This window comes from Marivita cryptomonadis, assembly GCF_002115725.1.
Classification (GTDB): domain Bacteria; phylum Pseudomonadota; class Alphaproteobacteria; order Rhodobacterales; family Rhodobacteraceae; genus Marivita; species Marivita cryptomonadis.
The window spans coordinates 147,634-171,050 of the sequence record NZ_JFKD01000004.1 but is presented as its reverse complement, the minus strand read 5'-3'; the positions used below and the strand labels follow the sequence as shown (position 1 = coordinate 171,050).

The following is a 23,417-nucleotide window of genomic DNA, read 5'->3' as shown; positions in this document are numbered from 1 at the left end:
ATTGCACGACTCAGGCAGCCTTCCCTTCAAGCTGCTATAGAAAGAGGTCGAAATGCGTGTTGCATGTCTGGGGGGCGGTCCTGCGGGTCTGTACTTTGCGATCTCGATGAAACTGCGCGATCCCTCGCATGAGATCACCATCATCGAACGCAACAAGCCCGACGATACGTTCGGCTGGGGCGTTGTTCTGTCGGATGAAACGCTCGACAATCTGGCCGCGAATGACGCGACAAGCGCCGAGGCGATCCGCGCCCATTTCGCATATTGGGATGACATTGCCCTGCACTATCGCGGCGAACGGCTTGTGTCTTCCGGTCACGGGTTCTGCGGCATCGGACGCAAACAACTGTTGATCCTGCTGCAAGCACGGGCACGGGAATTGGGCGTCGACCTGCGGTTCGAGACCGAAATCGGCAGCGCCGAGGATTACCGGCAAGACTATGATCTTGTGGTGGCCAGCGACGGCCTTAATTCCAAGACCCGCACGCTTTATGCCGACAGCTTCAAACCGGACATCGACCTGCGGCGTTGCCAGTTTGTCTGGCTGGGCACGCATCAGCGGTTCGACGACGCGTTCACCTTCATTTTCGAAGAGACCGACAAGGGCTGGGTCTGGGCGCACGCCTACCAGTTCGACGACGACACCGCGACCTTCATTGTCGAATGCACGCAAGAGACCTTTGACGCCTTCGGTTTCCCCGACATGACGCAGGACGAAAGCATCGCCACCTGCGAAGCGATCTTCAAGGATCACCTCGGTGGCCATGCCCTGATGACGAATGCGCGGCATGTCCGGGGGTCGGCCTGGATCCGCTTCCCCCGCGTGCTGTGCGAGACATGGAGCCACGAGAACGTTGTCCTGCTGGGCGATGCCGCCGCGACCGCGCATTTCTCCATCGGATCAGGCACCAAGCTTGCGCTGGAATCCGCGATTGCTCTGGCTGAATACCTGCATACCGAACCCAACACGGCGCGAGCGTTCCAGCGCTACAAAGACGAACGCCGCCTCGAAGTGCTGCGCCTGCAATCGGCGGCCCGCAATTCGATGGAGTGGTTCGAAACGGTCGAGCGGTATCTGGGCCTCGATCCCGTGCAGCTTAATTATTCGATGCTCACCCGCAGCCAGCGGATCAGCCACGAGAACCTCCGCGCGCGCGATAAAGCGTGGCTCGAAGGCGCAGAACGCTGGTTCATGACGCAGGCTGGTGTGCCTGAGGACGCGCCGCTGCGAGCACCGATGTTCACCCCGTTCCGCCTGCGGGACATGGACCTGAAGAACCGCATCGTGGTCTCGCCCATGGCGCAGTACATGGCAGAGGACGGATGCCCCACGGACTGGCACCTTGTCCACTATGGCGAACGCGCGAAAGGCGGCGCGGGGCTGGTCTTTACCGAAATGACCTGTGTGTCGCCCGAGGGGCGGATCACCCCCGGCTGTCCGGGGCTTTACACACCCGAGCACGAAGCGGCTTGGGCGCGGCTTACCAAATTCGTACACGGCGTTACGGATACGAAAATCTGCTGCCAGATCGGCCATTCCGGCCGCAAGGGATCGACGCAACTCGGATGGGAGCGGATGGACGCCCCCCTGCCCGAGGACAACTGGGACGTGGTCAGCGCCTCTGCTCTGCCTTGGTCGGACGAGAACGCGACGCCGCGCGAAATCACGCGGGCCGAGATGGAAGAGATCACCGCGCAATTCGTGGCCTCTGCTGAAATGGCAGACCGCGCCGGGTTCGACATGATCGAACTGCACGCAGCGCATGGATACTTGTTGTCGTCCTTCATCTCGCCAGCTTCGAATATCCGTACAGATGATTACGGCGGCAGTCTGGAGAACCGTCTGCGCTATCCACTTGAGGTGTTCTCTGCGATGCGGGCGGTCTGGCCAGAGGGGAAACCAATGTCGGTGCGTATCTCGGCCACCGATTGGCTGGACGAGGACGGCGTTACGCCGGACGAGGCGGTTCTGATCGCCCAAGCCTTCGCTAAGGCCGGAGCGGACCTGATCGACGTGTCCGCAGGCCAAACCTCAACCAAGGCGCGCCCAGTCTATGGCCGGATGTTCCAGACCCCGTTTTCGGACCGCATCCGCAACGAGGCGCAGCTTTGCACGATGGCGGTCGGCAATATCTTTGAGGCCGATCACGCCAATTCGATCCTGATGGCCGGGCGCGCCGATCTAGTGGCCGTGGGCCGCCCGCATCTGGCCGATCCCTATTGGACGTTACACGAGGCCACGAAGCTTGGTGACCGCGCAGCAACGGACTGGCCGCTGCCCTATCTTGCCGGACGCGATCAGGCGTGGCGACTGGCCGAGCGCGAGGCCGAGGCGGTGCGCGCATGAGGCGGGTTTTGGTCACAGGCGGCGGCACGGGTATCGGTCGGGCGATTGCCCATGCCTTTGCCGACCAAGGCGATGCCGTGACCATTGCAGGCCGTCGCATTGAGCTGTTAAAAGACGCCGCCGAGGGCCGTGACATCACTTGCATTCAAGCTGATGTGACGTCGGAGGCAGACACAACGGCGTTGTTCGAAATGCCCTTTGATGTGGTGATCGCAAATGCAGGATGGGGCGCATCCGGAAAGGTGGCGAAGCTGTCGCTCGACGACTGGAACGCCACGCTCGCCGTCAACCTCACCGGCACGTTCCTGACCTTCCGCGAGGCGTTGCGCATTGGGCCAAAGGATGCCCGTCTGATCGCCATCGCCTCCACGGCGTCCTTGCAAGGCAACGCCTCTGTCCCCGCCTATACCGCGGCCAAGCACGGCGTGCTGGGGCTCGTGCGCTCCATCGCGCTGGACGTGGCCAAAACTGGCGGCACCTGCAACGCGATTTGTCCGGGGTTCACTGACACCGATCTGGCGGAAGGTGCCATCACCGGGTTGATGCAGCGCTTTGATCTGGACCGGGAGGCTGCGACCGCGAAGGTCGCTGCAGGCAACCCGCAAGGGCGGCTGATCACCCCGTCCGAGATTGCAGGAACCGCGCTGTTTCTCGCCTCACCGGCTGCTGCCGGGATCAACGGTCATGCCCTGTCCGTGTCCGGGGGCGAGATATGAAGCCCGAACAGACGAACATGACCGAGCCGATGTCCAAAGCACGCCTGCGTCTGTGGTTGCAGCTTTTGAAACTGTCCTCGGGCATCGAAGGAGAATTGCGTCGCCGGTTGCGCGACAGGCATGACACCACCCTGCCCCGGTTCGATGTGATGGCAGCCCTTGCCCGCCACAGGGACGGGCTGAAGATGAGCGATCTGTCCCGCTATCTCAAAGTGTCGAACGGCAATGTCACCGGGATCGTGGACCGGCTGGTCGAAGAAGGTCTGGCGCTGCGCGTGGCTGTTCCCGGAGACCGCCGCGCCAATCTGGCGCGTCTGACCCCCAAGGGTGAAGCCGCCTTTGCCGACCTCGCCGCTCAGCACGAGGCGTGGATTGACGAACTGCTCACGCCGCTCACGGACACCGACACCCAGTCAATGATCGGCCTGCTGAAAAAGGCCATGACGCAGGAGGCCAGACATGGATCTGAGTAAGCCGCAGCTTTTTCGCTGCGAGATAGAAAAGGGCATTGCGCGCATTTCCCATGACCGACCAGAGCGGAAAAATCCCTTTACCTTCGACAGTTACGCTGAATTGCGCGACTGGTTCCGGGCGCTGGTCTATTCCGACGACATTCATGCTGTCGTGATCCTGCCCAATGGCGGCAACTTTTCTTCGGGGGGGGATGTCCACGAGATCATCGGTCCGCTGACACGGATGAGCATGAAGGAACTGCTGACCTTCACGCGCATGACCGGGGACCTGGTCAAGGCAATGATCGGCTGCGGCAAGCCAGTGATTGCCGCTGTTGATGGCGTCTGTGCTGGCGCGGGCGCGATCATGGCGATGGCATCGGACCTGCGTTTGGCAACGCCCGAGGCCAAGACTGCGTTCCTGTTCAACCGCGTCGGGCTTGCGGGCTGCGACATGGGCGCCTGCGCGATCCTGCCCCGGATCATCGGACAGGGGCGTGCCGCAGATCTGCTTTATACCGGACGCGCCATGAGCGCCGCCGAGGGCGAGGCGTGGGGCTTTTTCAACCGGGTGGTAGAGGCCGGCGCGCTTGAGGCCGAGGCGATCAAGCTGGCCGAACGCATCGCAGCCGGTCCCACCTTTGCCAACTCCATGACCAAGACGATGCTGGCGCAGGAATGGTCGATGAGCCTTGAACAGGCGATTGAGGCCGAGGCACAGGCGCAGGCGATCTGCATGCAGGGCAATGATTTCCGCCGCGCCTACGAGGCTTTTGTGGCCAAGGAAAAACCCGTGTTCGAGGGCGATTGATGGCGGATCAAAGCTACCTCCACTGGCCGTTTTTCGATCCTGCCCACCGCGACTGGGCGGCGCGTGTCGAAGAGGTAGCACAGAGTTTGGAGGTCGACCACAGCGATACGGATACGGCGTGCCGAGCGCTTGTCGCTCAAATGGGTGCGGCGGGCCTTTTGCAGCCCACATCGAGCGACGACGGACGGTTCGACCTGCGTACGCTCTGCCTCGCACGCGAGACACTGGCGCGGCACGACGGTTTGGCCGATTTCGCCTTTGCGATGCAGGGCTTGGGCACCGGGGCGATCACGCTGTTCGGGACCGAGGCGCAGAAGGCTGAGTGGCTGCCAAAAACCCGCGCGGGCGAGGCGATTGCCGCCTTTGCGCTGACCGAACCGGGGTCTGGATCAGACGTGGCCAATTCCACCATGACCGCGACGCGCGATGGCGACGACTACATCCTGAACGGCGAAAAGACGTGGATTTCAAACGGCGGCATCGCCGATGTCTACACGCTTTTTGCCCGCACCGGCGAAGCTCCGGGCGCGAAGGGGTTGTCAGCCTTCATCGTGACGCCCGATCTGCTGGGGTTCGAGATTGCCGAACGGCTCGATACCATCGCGCCGCACCCTCTGGCCACGTTGCGCTTTACCGACTGCCGCGTCCCGGCAGATGCGCTGCTGGGCGCACCCGGTCAAGGCTTCAAGGTCGCCATGTCGGTGCTTGATGTGTTCCGCGCCACCGTGGCCGCCGCTGCGCTTGGGTTTGCCCGCCGCGCCTTGGACGAAGCGTTGGCGCGGGTCACGACACGGCAAATCGCCGGATCGCCCTTAGCCGATTTGCAGATGGTCCAAGGCCATATCGCGGATATGGCCGTCGATGTGGATGCAAGCGCCTTGCTTGTCTACCGGGCCGCATGGACCCGTGACAGCGGTGCGCCGCGCATCACCCGTGAGGCGGCAATGGCCAAGCTGTTCGCCACCGATCAGGCGCAGCAGGTCATCGACAAAGCGGTTCAGCTTTTTGGCGGTGACGGTGTGCGGTCAGGCATGGCTGTCGAAACGCTCTACCGCGAGATCCGTGCGCTGCGCATCTATGAAGGCGCGTCGGATGTTCAGAAAATCATCATCGCCCGTCAGACCCTTGCTGCCTTCGAAGGAGGAACGTGATGCTCGGACCCTCTGCCCATGTCGACACATTCGCCCGCGACAACCTTCCGCCGCCTGATCTTTGGCCAGAGTTCAATCTGGCCGGGTTTGACTATCCCGAACGGCTGAATGCCGGATGGGAATTGACCGATGGCATGGTGGAAAAAGGCTTTGGAGACCACACCGCGCTGATCGGCAATGGACGGCTGCGCACCTACAAGGAGCTCAGCGATTGGACCAACCGTCTGGCCCATGTGCTGGTCGAGAATCTGGGCGTGAAACCGGGCAACCGCGTGTTGATCCGGTCGGCCAACAACCCCGCGATGGTCGCCTGTTGGCTGGCGGCGACCAAAGTGGGTGCGGTAGTGGTCAACACTATGCCGATGCTACGCGCGGCCGAGTTGCGGACCTATGTGGAACTGGCCGAGATCACGCACGCTTTGTGCGACACGCGGCTGATGGACGAGATGGTGGCCTGTGCCAAGGACAGCGCGACTTTGACATCCGTCGTCGGGTTTGACGGGACCTCGAACCACGATGCCGAACTTGACCGGCTGGCACTGGAAAAGCCGGTGCGCTTTACCTCCGTCCCCACGGGGCGCGATGATGTGGCACTGTTGGGCTTCACTTCGGGGTCAACCGGGCTGCCTAAGGCAACAATGCATTTCCACCGCGATCTGATGATCATCGCAGATGGCTATGCGCGCGAGGTGTTGGCTGTGACGCCGGACGACGTTTTCGTCGGCTCGCCGCCACTGGCCTTCACCTTTGGGCTTGGCGGGCTTGCGATCTTTCCCCTGCGGTTCGGGGCGGCGGCCACGCTACTCGAACAGGCAACGCCGCCGAGCATGATCGAGATCATCGAGAAATACAAAGCCACCGTCTGCTTTACCGCGCCGACCGCGTACCGCGTGATGCTGCGAGCGATGGAAGATGGGGCTGACCTGTCGTCCTTGCGCGCGGCGGTCTCGGCCGGGGAAACCCTGCCCGGCCCGGTCTATGACGAGTGGATCGCCAAGACGGGCAAGCCGATGCTCGACGGGATCGGGGCGACGGAGCTGCTGCACATCTTCATCACCAATCGGTTCGACGATCACAAACCCGCCTGCACCGGCAAACCCGTGACCGGCTATGAGGCCAAGGTCATCAATGACGCGGGAGAGGTGGTGCCCGATGGCGAGGTCGGACGGCTGGCGGTACGCGGCCCGACGGGGTGCCGCTATCTCAAGGGGGACCGCCAGAGCGCCTATGTGCAGGACGGCTGGAACATCACCGGCGACAGTTTCATGCGCGACTCTGATGGCTATTTCCACTTTGCTGCGCGCAATGACGACATGATCGTCAGTTCCGGCTACAACATCGCCGGACCCGAGGTCGAAGCCGCGTTGCTGTCCCATTCTGCGGTGGCCGAATGCGCGGTGATCGGTGCGCCGGACGATGCGCGCGGCTACATTGTCGAGGCACATGTGGTGCTGTCCGAAGGGCAATTGGGCGATGCCGAGATGGTCAAAGCCCTGCAGGACCACGTGAAGGCGGCCATCGCGCCCTACAAGTACCCTCGGTCAGTGGTGTTCACGGACAGTCTGCCCAAGACCGCGACCGGAAAGATCCAGCGCTTCAGGTTGAAAGACCAATGACAGAACCCGCCTTTGCCAAGGACCAAAAGGTCCTCTTCCGCCATTGCGACCCGGCAGGGATCGTCTTTTTCCCGCGTTACTTCGAGATGATGAACGACCTCGTCGAAGCGTTCTTTGACGAAGCCTTGGACTACCCTTTCGAGCAAATTCTCAAGACCGAAGGCATCCCCACAGCCCAGATTGAAACGCGATTTGTGCGGCCCAGCTATCATGGTGACCGCCTGCGGCTGTCGCTTTGGGTGCTGCGGCTGCGCAATGCGTCCCTGACCTACCGGATGACCGCCACCTGTGGCGACGAACTGCGCTTTGAAACCCGCGCGACCTTGGTGCATGTCGATGGATCAGGACGGTCCAGCCCGTGGCCAGAGGCACTCAGCACCCTTCTCAAGACAAAAGAGGCCCCAGATGACGCATAAAACGATCCAGCCCGAGGGATGGTTGCCCGCCAAGGGCTATGCCAACGGGATGCTGACCAAGGACGGTGTTCTGCATATCGGCGGGCAGATCGGATGGGATGCCAACAAGATCTTTGTGTCGTCGGACTTCATCGGCCAGATGCGGCAAGCCCTGTCCAACATCCGCGCCATTGTCGAAGCGGCGGGCGGCACGGTGAAGGATGTCACGCGGCTGACGTGGTTCGTCACCGACAAGGCCGAATACCTCGCGCACCAATCCGAAGTGGGCGCCGCCTATCGCGACGTGTTCGGCAAACATTTCCCGGCGATGTCGATGGTTGTGGTCAGCGCGCTGATCGAAGACGAAGCCAAGGTCGAGATCGAAGCGACCGCGCATCTGGGCTGATGGGAGTCACTGTCGCGCAGGTCGCACCATACCGACACACGCACCGAAGCCGACGCGATATCCGTCCCCTTGCGCATGGCCACGCAGGGCGAGCGTGTCGCCATCCTCGACAAAGGTTCGGGTTTCGCCAGTATCAAGCGTGATCGGTTCTTTCCCACCCCAACTCAGTTCGAGCAGCGCACCACGATTGTGCCGTTCCGGCCCGGAAATGGTGCCTGACCCCAGCAAGTCACCCACCCGCATCGGGCAGCCTGAACTGGTGTGATGCGCCAGTTGCTGGGCGGCTGAGTAATACATTTCGTTGTAGTTGGTTCGGGCGATCACGATCTCTGTCCCCGCCTCTGGGGTCAGCCCGATTTCAAGCGCAATGTCATAAAGCATCGGCCCGGGCTCGGTCAGATAGTCCAGCAGCGGCGTCTCCCGTGCGGGCGTGCTGGTGCGGAACGGCTCCAACGCGGCGGCGGTCACGATCCATGGGCTGATGGTCGTGGCGGTGGCTTTGGACTGGAAAGGTCCAAGCGGCTGGTATTCCCATGCTTGGATATCGCGCGCGGACCAGTCGTTCAGGATCACATAGCCGAAGATGTTGTCGAACGCCTGCGTCACGCTTAGCGGCCCATCCGAGGCCTGCCCCACGATGGCCCCCATTTCAAGCTCGATATCGAACCGAGCCGAGGGCGCAAAACGCGGTGTGGCGTCGTCCGGCCCCTTGATCTGACCATGCGGGCGCGTGACCGGCGTGCCAGAGACTACGACCGAGGACGCACGGCCATTGTAGCCGATTGGAATGTGCAGCCAGTTCGGCGGCAGCGCGTTTTCCGCACCCCTGAACATCGTGCCCACATTGGTCGCATGATGGCGGCTTGAGTAGAAATCGGTGAATTCGCTGACGCGGAAGGGCATATGCAGCGCCGCCTCGGTCAACGAGACAGAATGTGTGATGATCTGGTCCTGCACAGCCTCGTCAGCACTTTCGGCCAACATCGCGGTCAGCGACGTGCGGTAGTGGGACCACGCCTCGCGCCCAAGTTCCATAAAGTCGTTCCAGTAAGGCGCGTCCAAGACATCGGCATCTGGGTCGGCGCGCAGAATTCCTGCCGCTTCCAACCCGGTGGCATCGACGATCCGGTCACCGATGGCCACACCACAGCGCAGTTCGCTGTCACCAACCGAGAACACGCCGTAAGGCAGGTTGTTCAGCGGGAAATCACACTCCGGCGCGTTCGCGCTTTGAAGCCAGGAACGACGCAAAGCCATCAGTTATTTCTTTCCCGGTGTGCCGTCGAACTTCTTCTCCAAGCTGTCCCAGCAGTCGATGTAATCATCCTGCAAGGGCGCTTCTTTTCCCGCAAATTCAGTTAGATGCTGGGGAAATCTCGTCTCAAACATGAAGGACATGGTGCGGTCCAGCTTATCAGCGCCAAGGTTGGCGTTCGACGCCTTTTCGAACGCCTCGCGATCCGGCCCATGCGGCAGCATCATGTTATGCAGGCTCATCCCACCGGGAACAAAGCCCTGCGGTTTGGCGTCGTACTGGCCGTAGATGTTGCCCATGAGTTCGGACATGATGTTCTTGTGATACCACGGCGGACGGAACGTGTTTTCCGCCACCAGCCAGCGTTCGCGGAACAGCACAAAGTCGATATTCGCCGTTCCCGGCACACCCGAAGGCGCGGTGAGAACGGTAAAGATCGACGGATCGGGATGGTCGAACAGGATCGCACCAACCGGACAATAAGTCCGTAAATCATACTTGTAGGGCGCGTAGTTGCCGTGCCACGCCACCACATCGAGCGGGCTTTGCCCGATCTGCGTCTCATGAAACTGCCCGCACCATTTGACGGTGAGGGTCGAGGGCACCTCGCGGTCCTCGAAAGCGGCGACGGGCACTTTGAAGTCGCGCGGGTTGGCCATGCAATTGGCCCCAATCGGCCCCCGGGCGGGCAGTTCGAATTTCTGGCCATAATTCTCACAGACAAAGCCCCGACACGGACCGTCCAGAACTTCCACACGGTAAACCAGTCCGCGCGGGATGATGGCGATTTCCTTGGGTTCGACGTCGATGATGCCCAACTCGGTGGCAAAGCGCAGGCGGCCTTCCTGAGGAACGACCAGCAACTCGCTGTCGGCGCTGAAGAAATAGGCGTCCTTCATGCTTTCGGTGACAAGGTAGATATGGCTGGCCATACCGACCTGCGTGTTCACATCCCCCGCCGTCGTCATGGTGCGCATGCCTGTCAGCCATGTGAGCGGCGCATCGCTATGCGGCACCGGATCCCAGCGATACTGGCCCAGCGAGGTCACGTCCTCCACCACATTGGGCGCGCTTTTCCAGTATGGCAGATCAATCCGCGTATATCGCGCCGAGTGTTTCACGGACGGTCGAATGCGGTAGGACCATGTGCGTTCGGGCGGATTGGCGGTAAACGCGGTGCCCGAGAGTTGTTCGCCGTAAAGGCCGTAATTGCATTTCTGCGGGCTGTTCATGCCGCGCGGAAGGGCGTCGGGCAGCGCTTCGGTCTCAAAGTCATTGGCCCAGCCGGGCATGTATCCCGGTTCCGTCAGGGTGCCTTTGGCTTGAATCAGGCCAGAGCTGTGCGGAGCATTCATCACGTGTCTCCTTTCGAGGCGGCGGCCAGCGCTTCGGTCAGCACCGCGCGGTCGCCGATATGGTTGGCAAGGATCAGGAGCAGACGAGCGTTAAGCGCAATGCTGTCATCGTCGCTCAGCCCGTCATGGGCGTTCAGCAACTCGGCATAGAACCCATCTGGATCGGGGATGTTGGGAGCGGTGTTGAGCGCCATCGCGTCAGTCCTTTCCGATGGCGCGGGCCACAGCCTTGGGCACCGAAGTGGCGTCAAAGGCGGGCCAACGCGCGGCGACATGCTGGTCGGGCCGGATCAGGTAGACGGCACCTGGGGCTTCGCCCAGATAGCGGTCCCTGATGTCACCTGACGCAGGTACAGTGAGGCCGCGCAGGACAAGCCCGTGGGCCGAAATCGTATCCGGCACATCGACGCCGACCCCAAGCAGCACGAAATCCCCGCCAAGATGATCCAGCAGAAACCCCTGTTCCAAAGGTGCATCCGGACACGGTGCGCCGGGTCGCGTGCGGGCGGGTCCATTTGGCAAAGCATCGGGCGTGTTCAGCGGCAAGCCGTCGTAGACACACGGCACGGACAGGCGACCGGAATTGACCAGTGGACGTGCAAAAGGGTGATGTTCGGCGAGGTCCAGCACCGCGTTGCGGAACACATGGCTGATCTTGGATTTCGGGGTGATGAAGTCGGTCGACCGCGAGGAGTTGAGGATATTCTCGTCCGCGCCGTACCGTCGCTCGACATCATAGCTGTCCAAGAGGCTTTCGGATGCGGTGCCGTTCAGGACCAGACCGAGCTTCCAACCCAGATTGTCCACGTCCTGAATGCCGGAATTGGCCCCACGCGCCCCGAAGGGCGAGACCTGATGCGCCGCATCGCCGGCAAAGATCACCCGGCCTTGGCGAAAGGTTTTCATCCGGCGGCACTGGAACCGGTAGATCGAGGTCCAGACCAGTTCGTATTCCACATCAGGGCCAAGCATCGCATCAAGACGGCGGCGGACATTTTCCTCTTTCAGCTCTTCGGTGCGATCGATGTCCCAGCCGAGCTGGAAGTCGATCCGCCACACGCCGTCCGGCTGTTTGTGCAAAAGCGCGCTGTCGCCGGATTTGAAATGTGGCTCGAACCAGAACCAGCGTTCGGTTGGGAAGTCCGCCTTCATCGTGATGTCGGCGATCAGGAAATTGTCCTCGAACACCCGGCCTTCGAAATCGAGACCCATCATCTTGCGCAAAGGGCTGGATGCCCCATCGCATCCGATCAGCCAATCGGCTTCGATCCGATATGGTCCATCGGGAGTAGAAATATCGAGAATGACGTGATCATCCAGCACATCGACAGCGTCCACCCGGTTCTTGCCGCGCAGTTCAATCGGCGCGCCTTGGGCTTGCGCGGTGCGAACCCGATCCACAAGGAACCGTTCGAAATAGGGCTGTTGCAGGTTGATGAAGGCCGGATAGCGGTGACCCTGCTCTGGCAACAGGTTGAATTCAAACACCTGCCGGTCGTCATGGAACACCTTGCCGAGGTTCCAGATCACACCCTTGTCGAGCATCGGCTGACCGCACCCGTACCGATGGGTGATCTCAAGCGTACGTTTCGCAAAACAGATGGCCCGAGACCCCTGCCCGACGCCTTCGTGGTCGTCCAGGAGCACAACTGGGATACCCTGAAGGCCAAGGTCCAATGCGGTGGCCACCCCAATGGGCCCTCCACCAACAACAACCACCGGATGCCGAACCGGAGCAGACGCATCCTGATCGGTGCTGCGTTCGTACGGGTACAGCTTGAACGCCAGTTGGTAGCGGTCATCGAGCGGCATGATGGGTCTCCTCCCCCTTCAGTCAGCCTTTAGCCCTGCAGTTGCGCCCACATCTCAAGGTCGCGTTCCGCCGTCCAGATGCGCGGATGCACGATCCCGCGCGCTTCGTCATAGGCGCGGGCCACGTTGAACGGCAGGCAATGTTCGTAGATCGCGTAGTCCTTGAATTTCGGATCGCAGGCGGCGCGCACCGCGTCCCACGCGTCTTTGAGGCTGCCACCCTTCGCGGCAATCGGTTTGACCGCGTTGTAGGTGCTGTCGACGAAATCACGCGTGTTGGCGAGTGCGGCATCCACCATATCGCGACCGACCAGAGCGTCACCGCGCCCCGGTGCGATGCTCTGCGGATCATAGGCTTTGACGGCGTCCAAAGTGCCGCCCCACTCCTCGAAATGACCATCGCCGCAATAACAGGCGGAGTGGTATTCGACGATGTCGCCGGTGAACATGGTCTGACTGTCGGGGACCCAGATCACGCTGTCGCCTGCAGTATGCGCACGGCCGATCTGTTTGATCTCGACCTTCCGCTGGCCCAGATAAACCGTCATGCTGTCGCTGAAGGTGGTGGTGGGAAATGTCAGGCCGGGGATGCTTTCATGGCCTTCGAAGAGGCGCGGAAAGCGTTGGAACTCGCTGTCCCAGTCTTCTTGCCCGCGTTCCATAACCATCCCGCGTGCGGCGTCGGACATGATGACCTGTTCAGCGCCAAAGGCACTGGCCCCAAGCACGCGCACCGCGTGGTAATGGGTCAGCACGACATGGGAAATCGGCTTGTCGGTGACGCCGCGCACGCAGTCGATCACCTTTTGCGCCAGACGCGGCGTGGCCTGTGCTTCGACGATCATGACGCTGTCATCGCCAATGATGACGCCGGAATTCGGATCTCCTTCGGCGGTGAAGGCATAAAGACCATCGCCAATCTCGGTAAAGGAAATCTGCTTTTCAGCGGTGTCACCCTGCGATGCAAAAGCCATGTGTGCGCGTCTCCCTATCGTGCCTCAGCCCATGTCATCTCAGGGCATGTCATTCGTCGTTGCAAAAGCAACCAAAGTCAATATCATTTCAAATGCAACGAGTTTGGATCACTCCATGACGCCTGACGATTTTCACCTGTCTTCGTTCCTGCCCTACCGGCTGGCGGTCTTGTCGGAACGGGTCAGCCGACGGCTTTCAGTGGAATATGGGCGCACCCATGGATTGGCTGTCGCAGAATGGCGGGTGATGGTGCATCTTTTGCGCTGTGGCGCGGTGTCGGTGCGCGACATCCACAATTGCGTCAATCTGGAAAAGCCACGGGTCAGTCGCGCGGTGTCACGGCTCGAGGCAGAGGGGCTGGTTCAAAAGACCCAAGGCGAAGGAGACGGTCGTCTTGTGGCAATCTCGTTAACCGATGCCGGGCGCAGGGCTTTGGCCGACATCATCCCAGCCGCCACGCAGATCGAAGGGCACCTGACCGGTGCGGTCAGCGCCGAAGACCTCGCCACGTTTTTCCGCGTGATGGAGCGTATGCATGCCGTTCTGGACGACGACCCAGAGGCGAAGCCCAGAACGGTGATGGACCTTGATCGTGATGCCAAGATGATGCCGTCGCCGGTTTAACGCGCGTTTCGACGGCCCTTTGATGCCCGATCCGCGCGCTTGCCCAGCTTTCTGCGCAAACCCAGCAGCATCGCGGACACGATTGCCGCCACGCCGCCCAACAAAGGCAGCGTAGAGGCAACCATAACCACATCGTGATGCGCGGCGGCCGGGGTGGCGACAAGCGCCAGCAAAACCGCCCAAGCCTTCATGTCACGTCCCGCGCGGCAGGATGGTGTTTGAGGAAGTCGCGTAGATCGTTAACCTGTTTTGCCCGCAGAGACACATAGACAAACCCCATATTCGTCCGCTCTGTTACCATGTCACCGGGATAGGGCAGATAGGACAGTTCCTGCGATCCGAACGAGGGCGACGCCGTGCCGACCTGCCATTCAGTAGTCAGTTGCACATCCACCAGCTTCATCGATGGCCCGCCATCCGGTGCCGCGATTTCCAGCGGCACACCGGCCAGCCGCAGATAGGACATCTTGTCCTTGGCGCTGACAAAGCCGTCGATGAATTGCGCGGTCAGCACCTGCAATTCCTCGGCCCGGTCGGCATCGGGCATGTGGCTGTGCAGGTGGTCGCCGTGGCTGTGGTTGTGGCCGATATGGCCGTTCACGATATCATGTGGCATTGGACCACCGCTTTCCTTCGAATTCGCCATGCGGGATCGTCACGGGCTTGTCGATATGGCGCTTGTGCTTGCCCATATTGCCGGACGCGACAAGGCTGCCCAGCACGTCGACGATGACGCGGGTGCCCATCAGGGCGGTGATCTCGGACTGGTCGTAGGGCGGTGCTACCTCGACCAGTTCCATGCCGCATATGCCCTCAGCCGCGACTTTGGAGGCCAGTGCCAGCGCCTCGCGCGGCAGAAAACCACCGGGTTCGGGCCAGCCGGTGCCGGGCACGAACCCGCAATCGATGCTGTCGATGTCGAAGGACATGTAGACCATGTCGACCCCGTCCCATGCCATTTCCAGCGCCATCTCGGCTGTGCGGTCGACGCCCATTTTCTCCATGTCGCCCATGGTGATGATGTTGGTCTCGCGTTCGCGCGCCACCTTCACCGCCTCGCGGGGCACCTGCCAGCCACCGATGCCGACCTGAACAAGGTTCTTGGCCGGCACGTTGGGCAGGTTCGTCGAATGGAACCACGGGGTGGTGTGCATCCGCTCATCAAGGTCCTTTTCCTGAATGTCGGCGTGGCGGTCGAAATGCACGATGCCGATCTTCTTGGAGGTGCACTCCGCAATGCCGCGCACGCAGGGAAAGCCGATGGAGTGATCGCCCCCGATCATGATGGGCAGGCTGCCTGATGAGGCCACATGGCTGACCGCGCGGCTGATCTGGTCAAAGGTCTTTTCGATATTGGCCGGGATCGTGAACACGTCCCCCGCATCGCAGAGGGTCATTTGCTCGCGCAGATCTACCGCCATTTCATAGTTGTAGGGCGTATAGAGCGCGCTGATCTTGCGCACACCCTGCGGGCCGAACCGTGTGCCCGCGCGGTAGGTCGTGCCGCCGTCAAAAGGGATGCCAAGCACGGTGGCGTCGTAATCGCCCACCTCGGTCACGTCCTCGGCGTAAGGCGCTTTGAGAAAGGTGTTGATCCCCGCGTAATGCGGCAGCTCCCCGCGTGCAAAGGTGGGGATGGATTTGTCCTCGATGCTGTCGGCACCCGTCAGCCCCATGCGCAGCGCCCATTTGCGCTCCTGTTCCCAACCGCTGCCGGGGATGCCCGCCTCGTCATGCATCGCCTTCCAGCCGCGCAGCTTGGTCAGGTCGGGGTGGTGGTGGCGCGCCTCGGTGCGGCGGTGATCCGCTGGGTGGTGCGACCGGGACCGGTCAGTGCGGCTCTGGAACATGGATGTTCTCCTTCAGGGTCTGGAACGGGATGCCGCCATCGCGGGCATCGAAATCGTAGGTGATGGTCGCGCCGTAGCGGGACGGATCGTGCGGATCCCAGCGCGGCTTGTCGAAGACCAGAACGCGGTCGCCCAGCTTGAACGCCTCTTCGAGGTCGTGGGTCACCATGAACACGGTCATGCCTGTCTCGGCGCGCAAGTCTTGGAGGAAGTCGTGCATCGACAGTCGCGTGCCGGGGTCGAGCGCGCCGAACGGTTCATCGAGCAGCAGGACACGGGGTTTCGCCGCAAGCGCCTGCGCAATGGCAAGACGCTGCTGCATACCGCCCGACAGGGTGGCCGGGTAATTGTCCGCGACATGATCCAGACCGATCCGCGCCAATGTCTGATCCGCACGGTCACGGGCCGCCTTGGCGGCATCGCCAAAGAACCGACCCCAGCCGGCGCGAAAGCTTTCGCCTGCCACGATGTTGTCGCGCACGGTCATGTGCGGGAACACCGAATAGCGCTGGAACACGATGCCCCGGTCCAGCCCCGGTTCGCGGGCAGGCTCTGCGCCGTCGATGCGGATCTCGCCACGGGTGGGTCGTTCCTGCGCCAACAGCAACCGCAGGAAGGTGGATTTGCCGCAACCCGACGCGCCAACGATCGAGATGAATTCGCCCTCGGCCACGTCGACGTTCACCCGTTCGATGATTGGACGGTTGCCATAGGTCTGGAACAGGTCGCGGACGGTGACAAAGCTCACAAGCCCTCCTCCGCCCAGGGGTAAAAGCGGCGTGAGGCCCAGCGCAGCAGCCAGTCCATCGCAAAGGCGAGTATGGTGATCCAGATCACATAGGTCAGGATCACATCCATCGCGAGGTAGCGGCGCACCAGAAAGATGCGGTAACCCAGCCCGAGATCCGCCGCTATGGCCTCGGCGGCGATCAGGAACAGCCATGCCGGACCCAGAGACAGGCGCACCGCCTGAATGAGCCGCGGCATCACCTGCGGCAGCGCCACGCGGATCGCGATGACCCAGCTTGAGGCGCCCAATGTCTGTGCTTTGACCAGCAATTCCTGCGGAATCTCGTAGGTGCGCTGGCTCAGGTCGCGGATGATGAATGGCAGGGTGCCGACGACAATCAGCACAACCTTGGACAACTCACCCAGCCCGAACACGATGAACAGGATCGGCAAAAGAGCCAGCGGCGGGATCATCGACAGCACCGCCACGAATTGCGCCAGAAGGCTGCGCATCAGCGGAAAAAGGCCAATCAGCAGTCCGAACACCAACCCGACACTGGCCGAGATCGCGATGCCCAGCCACAGCCGTTGCAGGCTGGCCCATGTGTCGTACCAGAAGAGGATACGGCCCGTGCGCCTGTCACCTTCGGTGAGCAGCCGCATCATCGTGTCGCCCACCGTGCCGGGCGCAGGCAAGAGCTTGTCCGACGGGTTTGCCGTCAGGCGGATGTCGGAGCCCACGGCATAAGCGACCAGCACCGCTGCAAAGGGCAGCAGGACAAGAAACAGCGCGAGCGCAGGGCCGGGTTTTATGTTGATCAGACGCATCGGAGAGATGCCGCCACGCGCAGCGTGACGGCTTATCCTTAGAGGCTGCCGTCGGCGGCCATTTGCATGTAGGTCGTATCAAAGCGGAAGCGCACGTTGTTGGCGTCCCCCGTGACCGTTCCGTCCGGATAAGCGACGCCGACGAAATCCGCCGACGGTGCACCTTCGCCAAGGATTCCCTTGTCAAAGAGGAACTCTGCGACATTGACCATGGTCTGTGGCAGCTCTGCGCTTTCGGTGAAGGCGACGGCGGCGGCGGGATCGTAGAACATCTCGGTGGAGTCCAGCTGCGCTTTGTAGCCTGCCAGATCGGTTCCCGATGCGTCCGCCATAGCGGTCAGCACAGCCTCGTCACCTGCAGCCATCAGGCCCATGACTTCGTACCATGCGCCCACAAGCGCCTTGCCGAAATCCGGGTTGGCCTCCAGCGTTTCAGTGTGCACCACCATCAGGTCGATGATCTCGCCGGGAATATCCGAGCTGTCGAAGACCGCGTTGGCCCCCGGAGTTTCCAGAATGGACGACACCAGCGGGTTCCATGTGACCACTGCTTCGACATCGCTGGTGGCGAAGGCCGCGATCATGTCGGCGTCCGAGGTGTTGATGACCCCGGCCAGATCGGCTTCGGACAGGCCCACGCTGTCCAGCCCCCGCGCCAGCAGATAATGCGACACGGACAACTCCACGAGGTTCACCGGCTTGCCCGCAAGCGTGGCCAGATCGCCCTCGCCCTTGAGGATTACCGAATCATTGCCGTTGGAATAGTCGCCGACGATCAACGCGGTCGTATCGACACCCCCGCCCGACGGAATGGAAAGCGTGTCCATGTTGGTGGCGGACACGCCATCGAATTGACCAGCGGTGTATTGGTTGATCGACTCGATATAGTCGTTGATCTGCACGATCTCGACATCGATGCCGTATTTGTCGGCCCATTTGTCCATGATGCCGCTGTCTTCAAGATAGCCCCACGGCATCCAGCCGACATAGATCGACCACGCGACGCGGAAATCAGTTTTCTCTTGCGCGACAGCACCGGTCGCAAGGCAAAGAGCAAGGGCAGTTGTGGTTACAAGCTTGTTCATTTTCGGTCCCCATCAGGTTTTCACAATGGATTGACCGCGTGGAGGGCATCGTCGGAGCGCGGGTCAAACCAGCGCAGTAGCCTCCCGGGATTTTGCCCCGCCGTGTACTGTTCGGGATTGACCGAACAGCGATATCTCTCGGACCAGACCGTGCGTGCGACGCGGAACCCTAGACATCCTGCACCTTCACCGAACCCCATGACGGTTTAATCGGACAAGAGCTGAAACAGATGCGCCACCGGAATGCAGCCCTCTGCCCATTGATTGAGCGCGCTGTTCAGTCCGTGATCAAAAACACCGCAAACAAGGAAGATTATGACGCAAACGGGAAGATGGCCGAAGGTGTTGCCCTGCAGGTATGACGGGGGTCGGCTTTATGCTGACTTACAGCAAGCCAGCTTTTCTTGCATGGGCGACGGCGTCATCCACGGTCGCGACATCGAATTTGCGGCACAGCGTTTTGACGACAAAATTCACGGTCACGCTTTTAAGATCCAATTCCGCCGCGATTTCTGCCGCCGGCTTCCCGTTGGCAAGATGTTTGAGCACCAGTGCTTCGCGAGACGTCAAAACCTGACCCCCGGAGGCTGGTGGCTCGGAGGCAGTGTCGCCGGGTCGGTCGTCCAGCAAGTTGACGGTTTGACCGGCTGCCATGGCGCGAATGGCCTCAAGATAGCTTTTCGGCGGCAGCTTTTTGGGAAGGAAACCAACCGCACCGGCTTGCAGCGCGTCACGCACGACATGTTGCGGCAGGTTGCCCGACATCAGGGCGACAGGCGCACCTTTGCCTTGCTCGAGGGTCCGGCGGATGCCGTCCACCCCGTTCATGCCGGGCATATTGTAATCAAGAAGGATGAGATCGAACGCCACGTTGTCCTCAACGACGGCCAGCGCAGCGTCGAGACAGTCGGCAAGTGACACCGCGACCCCATCGCGGGACAGCATCGCATCGAAAAGCTCGCGCAACATCTCCTGATCGTCTGCAATTAGAACCCGCATGCCTTACTCTTGCTGGCCGATGGCGGACATTAGAGCCAATTCACATTGCAGCACAAGCGAATGGCGGTCGATCGGTTTGGGCAAGACACCGTCGAACAATGCACCAGACCGTCCGGCTTCTCCCGCCAAGGCGGTAACAAGGACAATCGGCAATCCCGGCGCGACCTCTTTCGCGGTTTCTGCCAGTTGCGCCCCGTTCATGGACGGCATGTCGAAATCCGTCACAAGCAAATCCCAGGTGTCCGGCTCTTCGCGCAACGCATCAAGAATATCGAACGGATCGGTTGTGGCGGCAACTTCGGCGCCCGCAGCTTCGAGATAGGCGGTGATGACATCCAGCACTTCTGGCTGATCGTCGACGACAAGGATCATCTGCCCGTCAAGTCGCCCAGTCGCGTCTTTTACCGAGGCGGACGAGGTCTTGGCCGTGACCACTGCGTCCACTGGCCAATACACTTCGAACCTCGTGCCCTCGCCCGGCTTGGTGGTGAGCCGCATCGCACCGCCATTGTCCTCGATCACCGATGACACCACGGCAAGACCAAGCCCGGTGCCCATGTCGCCCTTGGTGCTGAAATAGGGGGTGAGTATCCGCTCGGCGACGTCGGGCGGCATGCCGGGACCGTCATCTTCGACCGTGAGGCACGCATAGCGTCGCGCCGGGTCGATCCGGCCAACGGTCATCGAGACCGGGTTCGAACCGCGTTCTACAGGGGCAAGCCGGATGGCAATCGTGCCCGGCGCCCCGCCCAAAGCATCGCGCGCATTGATCGCAAGATTGAGCAACAGTTGCAGAACGTCCGTAGGATCGGCCAAGGCGTCGACAGGATCGGGCGGCACGGTCAAAGACAGGCGCGCGGGCGCACGCAGGCTTGATCGCACCAGCTCCGCCGCTTCCTGAACCGGACGCCGAAGATCAAGATTGACGCGTTCGGATTGACGTGCGCCCAGCGTCAACAGTCGCTTGACCAATCCCGCCGCCTGATCGGACGCCGCAAGGATCCGCGATGCACCGATTGCCGTCGGGCTTTCATCTTCGGTCGCTTCGATGATGAGCGACGCCCCACCCGATATAATGGCAAGCAGATTATTGAAATCATGTGCCAGTCCGGCCGCCATCTGGCCGATCATCTCGCGGCGTTGCGCCAGTTGCAATTCATTCAGCAGACGTTCCCGTTCGGCCCGTTCAAACCGCCGCGCAGAGATATCCCGCGTGATGCAAAGCAATCCGCCATCTTCGTTCACCGTCAATGACACGTCCTGATCGACGGGGCTTCCGTCTTTAGCCAAACCAAGGATTTCACCGGACCAGCCGCCATCCCGCTCAATGGCCGGCATGGCGTTGGCTTGTAACCATTCAACCTCGTCGGGACGATAGAGTTTGGACCAATGCTGCCCCACAAAATCGGCTTCGGTCGCGTAACCGAACATCTCGAAATGCGCGCGGTTGGTGTAGGTGAAGATGCCATCGGCATCGGTGATGGCGATCCCGTCCAGACTGGCTTCCATGGCGGCGGCCCGATCCGCAAGGGCGCGCTGCTCGGACAGTTTGAGTTCGGTGATATCGACGCGCAGTTCCACACGGCCGCCGTCCGGCATGGCCTTTTCGAACACCCGCAGCCATGTTCCATCTGGCAGCAATTGTTCGAACTCGCGGTTCGGTTCGCTGTGCTGGGCCAAACGGTCGGCAAGCCATTCAGCCTCGTGCCCGATGGCATCGGGGAATTGGCCAACCTCAAGACCGTATCGCATGATGCTTTCGAAACTTGCCCCGGCCACAATCGCAGGAGCGGAAAGCGCATAGATCTGTCGAAACCGGCTGTTGCAGATCACAAGCCGATCATCGGCGTCGTAAAGCACAAACGCATCCCGCAAGGCTTCGACCGCCTTTTCAAGATTGGCGCGCGCCGCAGCAGCTTCTGCCGCCGCCCGACGCAACGACTCGGCCTGTTCGCGCTGGTGGGTTATATCGACCTCGACCGCCAGGTAACGTTCAACCGCACCGCTTTCGTCATGCAAAGGCTGAATGTCGATCGACAGCCAGTATTCCCGACCGCTGCGTGATTTGTTCAGCAGTTCCACCTGAACCGGCTCGCCCTTGTTCAGGGCGGCGCGTATCTTTGCAACTGTCGCCTGGTCGGTATTCTCGGATTGCAAGAACGTACCGGGGTTGCGACCCACGACATCTTGCAGCTTGTAACCTGTTGTTCGCTCAAACGCGGTGTTGACCCATTCGATGCGTCTTTGGGCATCGGTCAGGACAACAAGGTTCGTCGTGCGCCGGGCAATTTCCGACAGGCGCTCGATTTCCGCAGCCTTCTGGCGGTCTTCGGAGATATCCCGCAATGCCAGAAGATACCCCTGATCTCCGATGGCAGAGGCAGTCATCTGCCACCAACCCACAAGAGGTACGTCGCCTTGGATCTCGAAGGTGTGACTGACCATGCGCGCGCCTGCATCAAGCTCTTCGAGTTTGCTTCGCAAGCTGCGCGCCAGTTCCGGCTCCAGTCGTTGCTCTAACTTGCGGTTCACGAATGCTGCAAAAGTGTCTGCAGGGATCACAATGGCACCCGAATGCCATGAAACAAACCGTCCCTCGCGATCAAGCTCGACGATCAGGTCCGGCATCGCCGAAAGGACCGCTTCAAGTCGCGTGCGCTGCGACACCGTTTCAGCATGGGCCCTGACCAGCTTTTCCTCGGCATCCCGCCGGGCCAGAACCGACACGATCACTTTCGCGATGGATCGGATCAGGTACACCTCGCCCGGCAGGAAGGTGCGCAAAGCACGGACCGCATCAAACCCGACAAAACCGCGAAATATGCCGTGCTCGACCATCGGCACCGCAAGCAACGACCGAATACCCTGCTCGGTCAACAATTCCTTTTCCGGCGCATCGTCGGGCATGGCCACAACATCCGGTATCAGAATATCGTCGCCAGCATCGAAGGCAGCACGCCAGTGGTCGATCATGTCCGCCGGGATGTTCTGAAGAATATCCCGTGCCGGTTCGATCCCCGATGCGCACCATTCATGTGTGTTGTCGATGAAATCGCCCTCGGGCCTGAGGCGAAACACATACACTCTGTCTGTATCGGTCAGTGCGCCCATGCGGGCCAGCGCCTTGTCGATCGCGTTGTCGATCGCGTGCAAAGGTGACCCAAGCAAATCGTCAAGGATGCCGACCACCTGCCCCTGCATCTCTGTCAGGCGGGAAAAGGCATTATGTACCGCTTCGAGTGGCGCATCGAGCACCGCCTCGGAATGTTCGAGCGGTTTGCCTTCGATCAGCGCCAGCAGCAATTCGTTGCGCCGTGCCGCGCGCAGTGCCAGCAGCGCTTGCGCGGCCAGTTTCGCCACCTGTTCCAGCGTTCTGAAATCGCCGGAAGAGTACCGGTCCGCAAGCTTGCACCCAAGAACAATTGCACCGGGCTTTTCGTCCCGAAGCTCAAGCGGCACGATCATCGTGGAGGCTGGCTCTTCCACATCGCCGGGCCAGCTAAAGCCCTCGATCAACGACGGCAACTTGGCGATCCGCCGCGGTCTGTCGATCAATGCAGCGGGCAAAGGCAAGGCATGCCCGTGATGGGTCCGGTCGGCACAGACCGAAACGATCGTATGGTCGCCTTCAGCCTGCACAAAAAAGCAGTCCCGTCCGCCGATGTCGCGTTTCAACACATCAAGCAGCGCCTGCATCGCCTCGTCCGCACCGGACTTGCCCGTCAGTGCCTTGAGCGCTTCGGACAGGATCAGGCGTTCCTTGAGCGCCACAGTCTCGCGCAGGCGCACCGCCTCTGTGTCGGCAAGGGCAGACCGCACCGCCTCGGCTTCGGCCATGAGGCGGTTGTTCATGTCCTGGATTTCTTGGTTCTTGGCCTCCAAGAGCTTTTCGGCGTCAAGCCGCGCCTGCTTTTCGCTCTCGTAGAGGTTTTTCGAAATCATGTGGTCTTGGGTTTCGCCACTCATGCCTCGGGTCCGTGTGTCACCGCATTAATCGTTTTTCTCAACCAC

General features: G+C 61.2%; 22 protein-coding genes and 1 riboswitch. Of the genes, 9 read left to right on the top strand and 13 right to left on the bottom strand.

Annotated features, from left to right (window positions below; translation table 11 throughout):
- Window positions 1–52 precede the first annotated feature (52 nt).
- From MCRY_RS06225 to MCRY_RS06190, 8 genes are read left to right on the top strand one after another with little or no spacing between them, the layout of a single operon-like run.
- The gene (locus MCRY_RS06225) at window positions 53–2,347 is read left to right on the top strand and encodes a bifunctional salicylyl-CoA 5-hydroxylase/oxidoreductase (protein WP_085628626.1); all 2,295 of its coding nucleotides are present in this window, start codon (window positions 53–55) and stop codon (window positions 2,345–2,347) included.
- The gene (locus tag MCRY_RS06220) at window positions 2,344–3,063 is read left to right on the top strand and encodes an SDR family NAD(P)-dependent oxidoreductase (RefSeq protein ID WP_085628625.1); all 720 of its coding nucleotides are present in this window, start codon (window positions 2,344–2,346) and stop codon (window positions 3,061–3,063) included. Before MCRY_RS06225 ends, MCRY_RS06220 begins: the two co-directional genes overlap by 4 nt.
- On the top strand, window positions 3,060–3,536 hold the full coding sequence (locus tag MCRY_RS06215) for a MarR family winged helix-turn-helix transcriptional regulator (RefSeq protein ID WP_085628624.1): 477 nt from the start codon (window positions 3,060–3,062) through the stop codon (window positions 3,534–3,536). Before MCRY_RS06220 ends, MCRY_RS06215 begins: the two co-directional genes overlap by 4 nt.
- Window positions 3,523–4,326 carry an enoyl-CoA hydratase family protein gene (locus tag MCRY_RS06210; protein WP_085628623.1) on the top strand — a complete coding sequence of 268 codons (804 nt, stop codon included), beginning with the start codon at window positions 3,523–3,525 and terminating at the stop codon, window positions 4,324–4,326. The genes MCRY_RS06215 and MCRY_RS06210 overlap by 14 nt, the downstream gene beginning before the upstream one ends.
- Window positions 4,326–5,477: an acyl-CoA dehydrogenase family protein gene (locus tag MCRY_RS06205; RefSeq protein ID WP_085628622.1), complete on the top strand. Its 1,152-nt coding sequence runs from the start codon at window positions 4,326–4,328 to the stop codon at window positions 5,475–5,477. The genes MCRY_RS06210 and MCRY_RS06205 overlap by 1 nt, the downstream gene beginning before the upstream one ends.
- Window positions 5,477–7,093: an AMP-binding protein gene (locus MCRY_RS06200; protein ID WP_085628621.1), complete on the top strand. Its 1,617-nt coding sequence runs from the start codon at window positions 5,477–5,479 to the stop codon at window positions 7,091–7,093. Before MCRY_RS06205 ends, MCRY_RS06200 begins: the two co-directional genes overlap by 1 nt.
- The gene (locus tag MCRY_RS06195) at window positions 7,090–7,509 is read left to right on the top strand and encodes an acyl-CoA thioesterase (RefSeq protein WP_085628620.1); all 420 of its coding nucleotides are present in this window, start codon (window positions 7,090–7,092) and stop codon (window positions 7,507–7,509) included. The genes MCRY_RS06200 and MCRY_RS06195 overlap by 4 nt, the downstream gene beginning before the upstream one ends.
- On the top strand, window positions 7,499–7,894 hold the full coding sequence (locus MCRY_RS06190) for a RidA family protein (protein ID WP_085628619.1): 396 nt from the start codon (window positions 7,499–7,501) through the stop codon (window positions 7,892–7,894). The genes MCRY_RS06195 and MCRY_RS06190 overlap by 11 nt, the downstream gene beginning before the upstream one ends.
- A 6-nt stretch (window positions 7,895–7,900) precedes the next feature.
- Here MCRY_RS06190 and fahA read toward each other — a convergent pair whose 3' ends face one another.
- Genes fahA through MCRY_RS06165 form a run of 5 tightly spaced genes read right to left on the bottom strand, consistent with a single transcriptional unit; the run spans window position 7,901 to window position 13,290 of the window.
- Entirely contained in the window at window positions 7,901–9,151 is a 1,251-nt protein-coding gene (gene fahA / locus MCRY_RS06185; RefSeq protein ID WP_085628618.1) for a fumarylacetoacetase, read from the bottom strand.
- Window positions 9,152–9,154: 3 nt separating this feature from the next.
- The gene (gene hmgA / locus MCRY_RS06180; protein WP_085628617.1) at window positions 9,155–10,504 is read right to left on the bottom strand and encodes a homogentisate 1,2-dioxygenase; all 1,350 of its coding nucleotides are present in this window, start codon (window positions 10,502–10,504) and stop codon (window positions 9,155–9,157) included.
- Window positions 10,504–10,698, bottom strand: a complete 195-nt coding sequence (locus MCRY_RS06175) for a DUF2783 domain-containing protein (protein WP_085628616.1) — start codon at window positions 10,696–10,698, stop codon at window positions 10,504–10,506. The genes hmgA and MCRY_RS06175 overlap by 1 nt, the downstream gene beginning before the upstream one ends.
- Before the next feature lie 4 nt (window positions 10,699–10,702).
- Entirely contained in the window at window positions 10,703–12,316 is a 1,614-nt protein-coding gene (locus tag MCRY_RS06170) for an FAD-dependent oxidoreductase (protein WP_085628615.1), read from the bottom strand.
- 29 nt (window positions 12,317–12,345) lie between these two features.
- Window positions 12,346–13,290, bottom strand: a complete 945-nt coding sequence (locus MCRY_RS06165) for an MBL fold metallo-hydrolase (protein ID WP_085628614.1) — start codon at window positions 13,288–13,290, stop codon at window positions 12,346–12,348.
- 115 nt (window positions 13,291–13,405) lie between these two features.
- Here MCRY_RS06165 and MCRY_RS06160 point away from each other — a divergent pair, with 115 nt between their 5' ends.
- Window positions 13,406–13,915, top strand: a complete 510-nt coding sequence (locus tag MCRY_RS06160) for a MarR family winged helix-turn-helix transcriptional regulator (protein ID WP_171046085.1) — start codon at window positions 13,406–13,408, stop codon at window positions 13,913–13,915.
- Here the strand turns inward: MCRY_RS06160 and MCRY_RS06155 are convergent.
- From MCRY_RS06155 to MCRY_RS06120, 8 genes are all read right to left on the bottom strand, one after another.
- Window positions 13,912–14,106: a hypothetical protein gene (locus MCRY_RS06155; protein ID WP_085628612.1), complete on the bottom strand. Its 195-nt coding sequence runs from the start codon at window positions 14,104–14,106 to the stop codon at window positions 13,912–13,914. The genes MCRY_RS06160 and MCRY_RS06155 overlap by 4 nt on opposite strands.
- A complete protein-coding gene (locus tag MCRY_RS06150; protein ID WP_085628611.1) occupies window positions 14,103–14,531 on the bottom strand; it encodes a hypothetical protein in 429 nt (142 codons plus the stop codon). The genes MCRY_RS06155 and MCRY_RS06150 overlap by 4 nt, the downstream gene beginning before the upstream one ends.
- Window positions 14,521–15,765, bottom strand: coding sequence for an agmatinase family protein (locus tag MCRY_RS06145; RefSeq protein WP_085628610.1), 1,245 nt, complete (start codon window positions 15,763–15,765; stop codon window positions 14,521–14,523). The genes MCRY_RS06150 and MCRY_RS06145 overlap by 11 nt, the downstream gene beginning before the upstream one ends.
- Window positions 15,746–16,513, bottom strand: a complete 768-nt coding sequence (locus MCRY_RS06140) for an ABC transporter ATP-binding protein (RefSeq protein WP_085628609.1) — start codon at window positions 16,511–16,513, stop codon at window positions 15,746–15,748. Before MCRY_RS06140 ends, MCRY_RS06145 begins: the two co-directional genes overlap by 20 nt.
- Window positions 16,510–17,322 carry an ABC transporter permease gene (locus tag MCRY_RS06135; RefSeq protein ID WP_085628608.1) on the bottom strand — a complete coding sequence of 271 codons (813 nt, stop codon included), beginning with the start codon at window positions 17,320–17,322 and terminating at the stop codon, window positions 16,510–16,512. Before MCRY_RS06135 ends, MCRY_RS06140 begins: the two co-directional genes overlap by 4 nt.
- Before the next feature lie 38 nt (window positions 17,323–17,360).
- Window positions 17,361–18,407: a putative urea ABC transporter substrate-binding protein gene (locus tag MCRY_RS06130; protein WP_085628607.1), complete on the bottom strand. Its 1,047-nt coding sequence runs from the start codon at window positions 18,405–18,407 to the stop codon at window positions 17,361–17,363.
- Window positions 18,408–18,486: 79 nt separating this feature from the next.
- Window positions 18,487–18,591, bottom strand: a riboswitch (guanidine-I (ykkC/yxkD leader).
- 200 nt (window positions 18,592–18,791) lie between these two features.
- Complete coding sequence (locus MCRY_RS06125) at window positions 18,792–19,406, bottom strand: response regulator transcription factor (protein ID WP_085628606.1); 615 nt, start codon at window positions 19,404–19,406, stop codon at window positions 18,792–18,794.
- Between the two features lie 3 nt (window positions 19,407–19,409).
- Window positions 19,410–23,372, bottom strand: coding sequence for a PAS domain S-box protein (locus MCRY_RS06120; protein WP_085628605.1), 3,963 nt, complete (start codon window positions 23,370–23,372; stop codon window positions 19,410–19,412).
- Window positions 23,373–23,417: the final 45 nt, after the last annotated feature.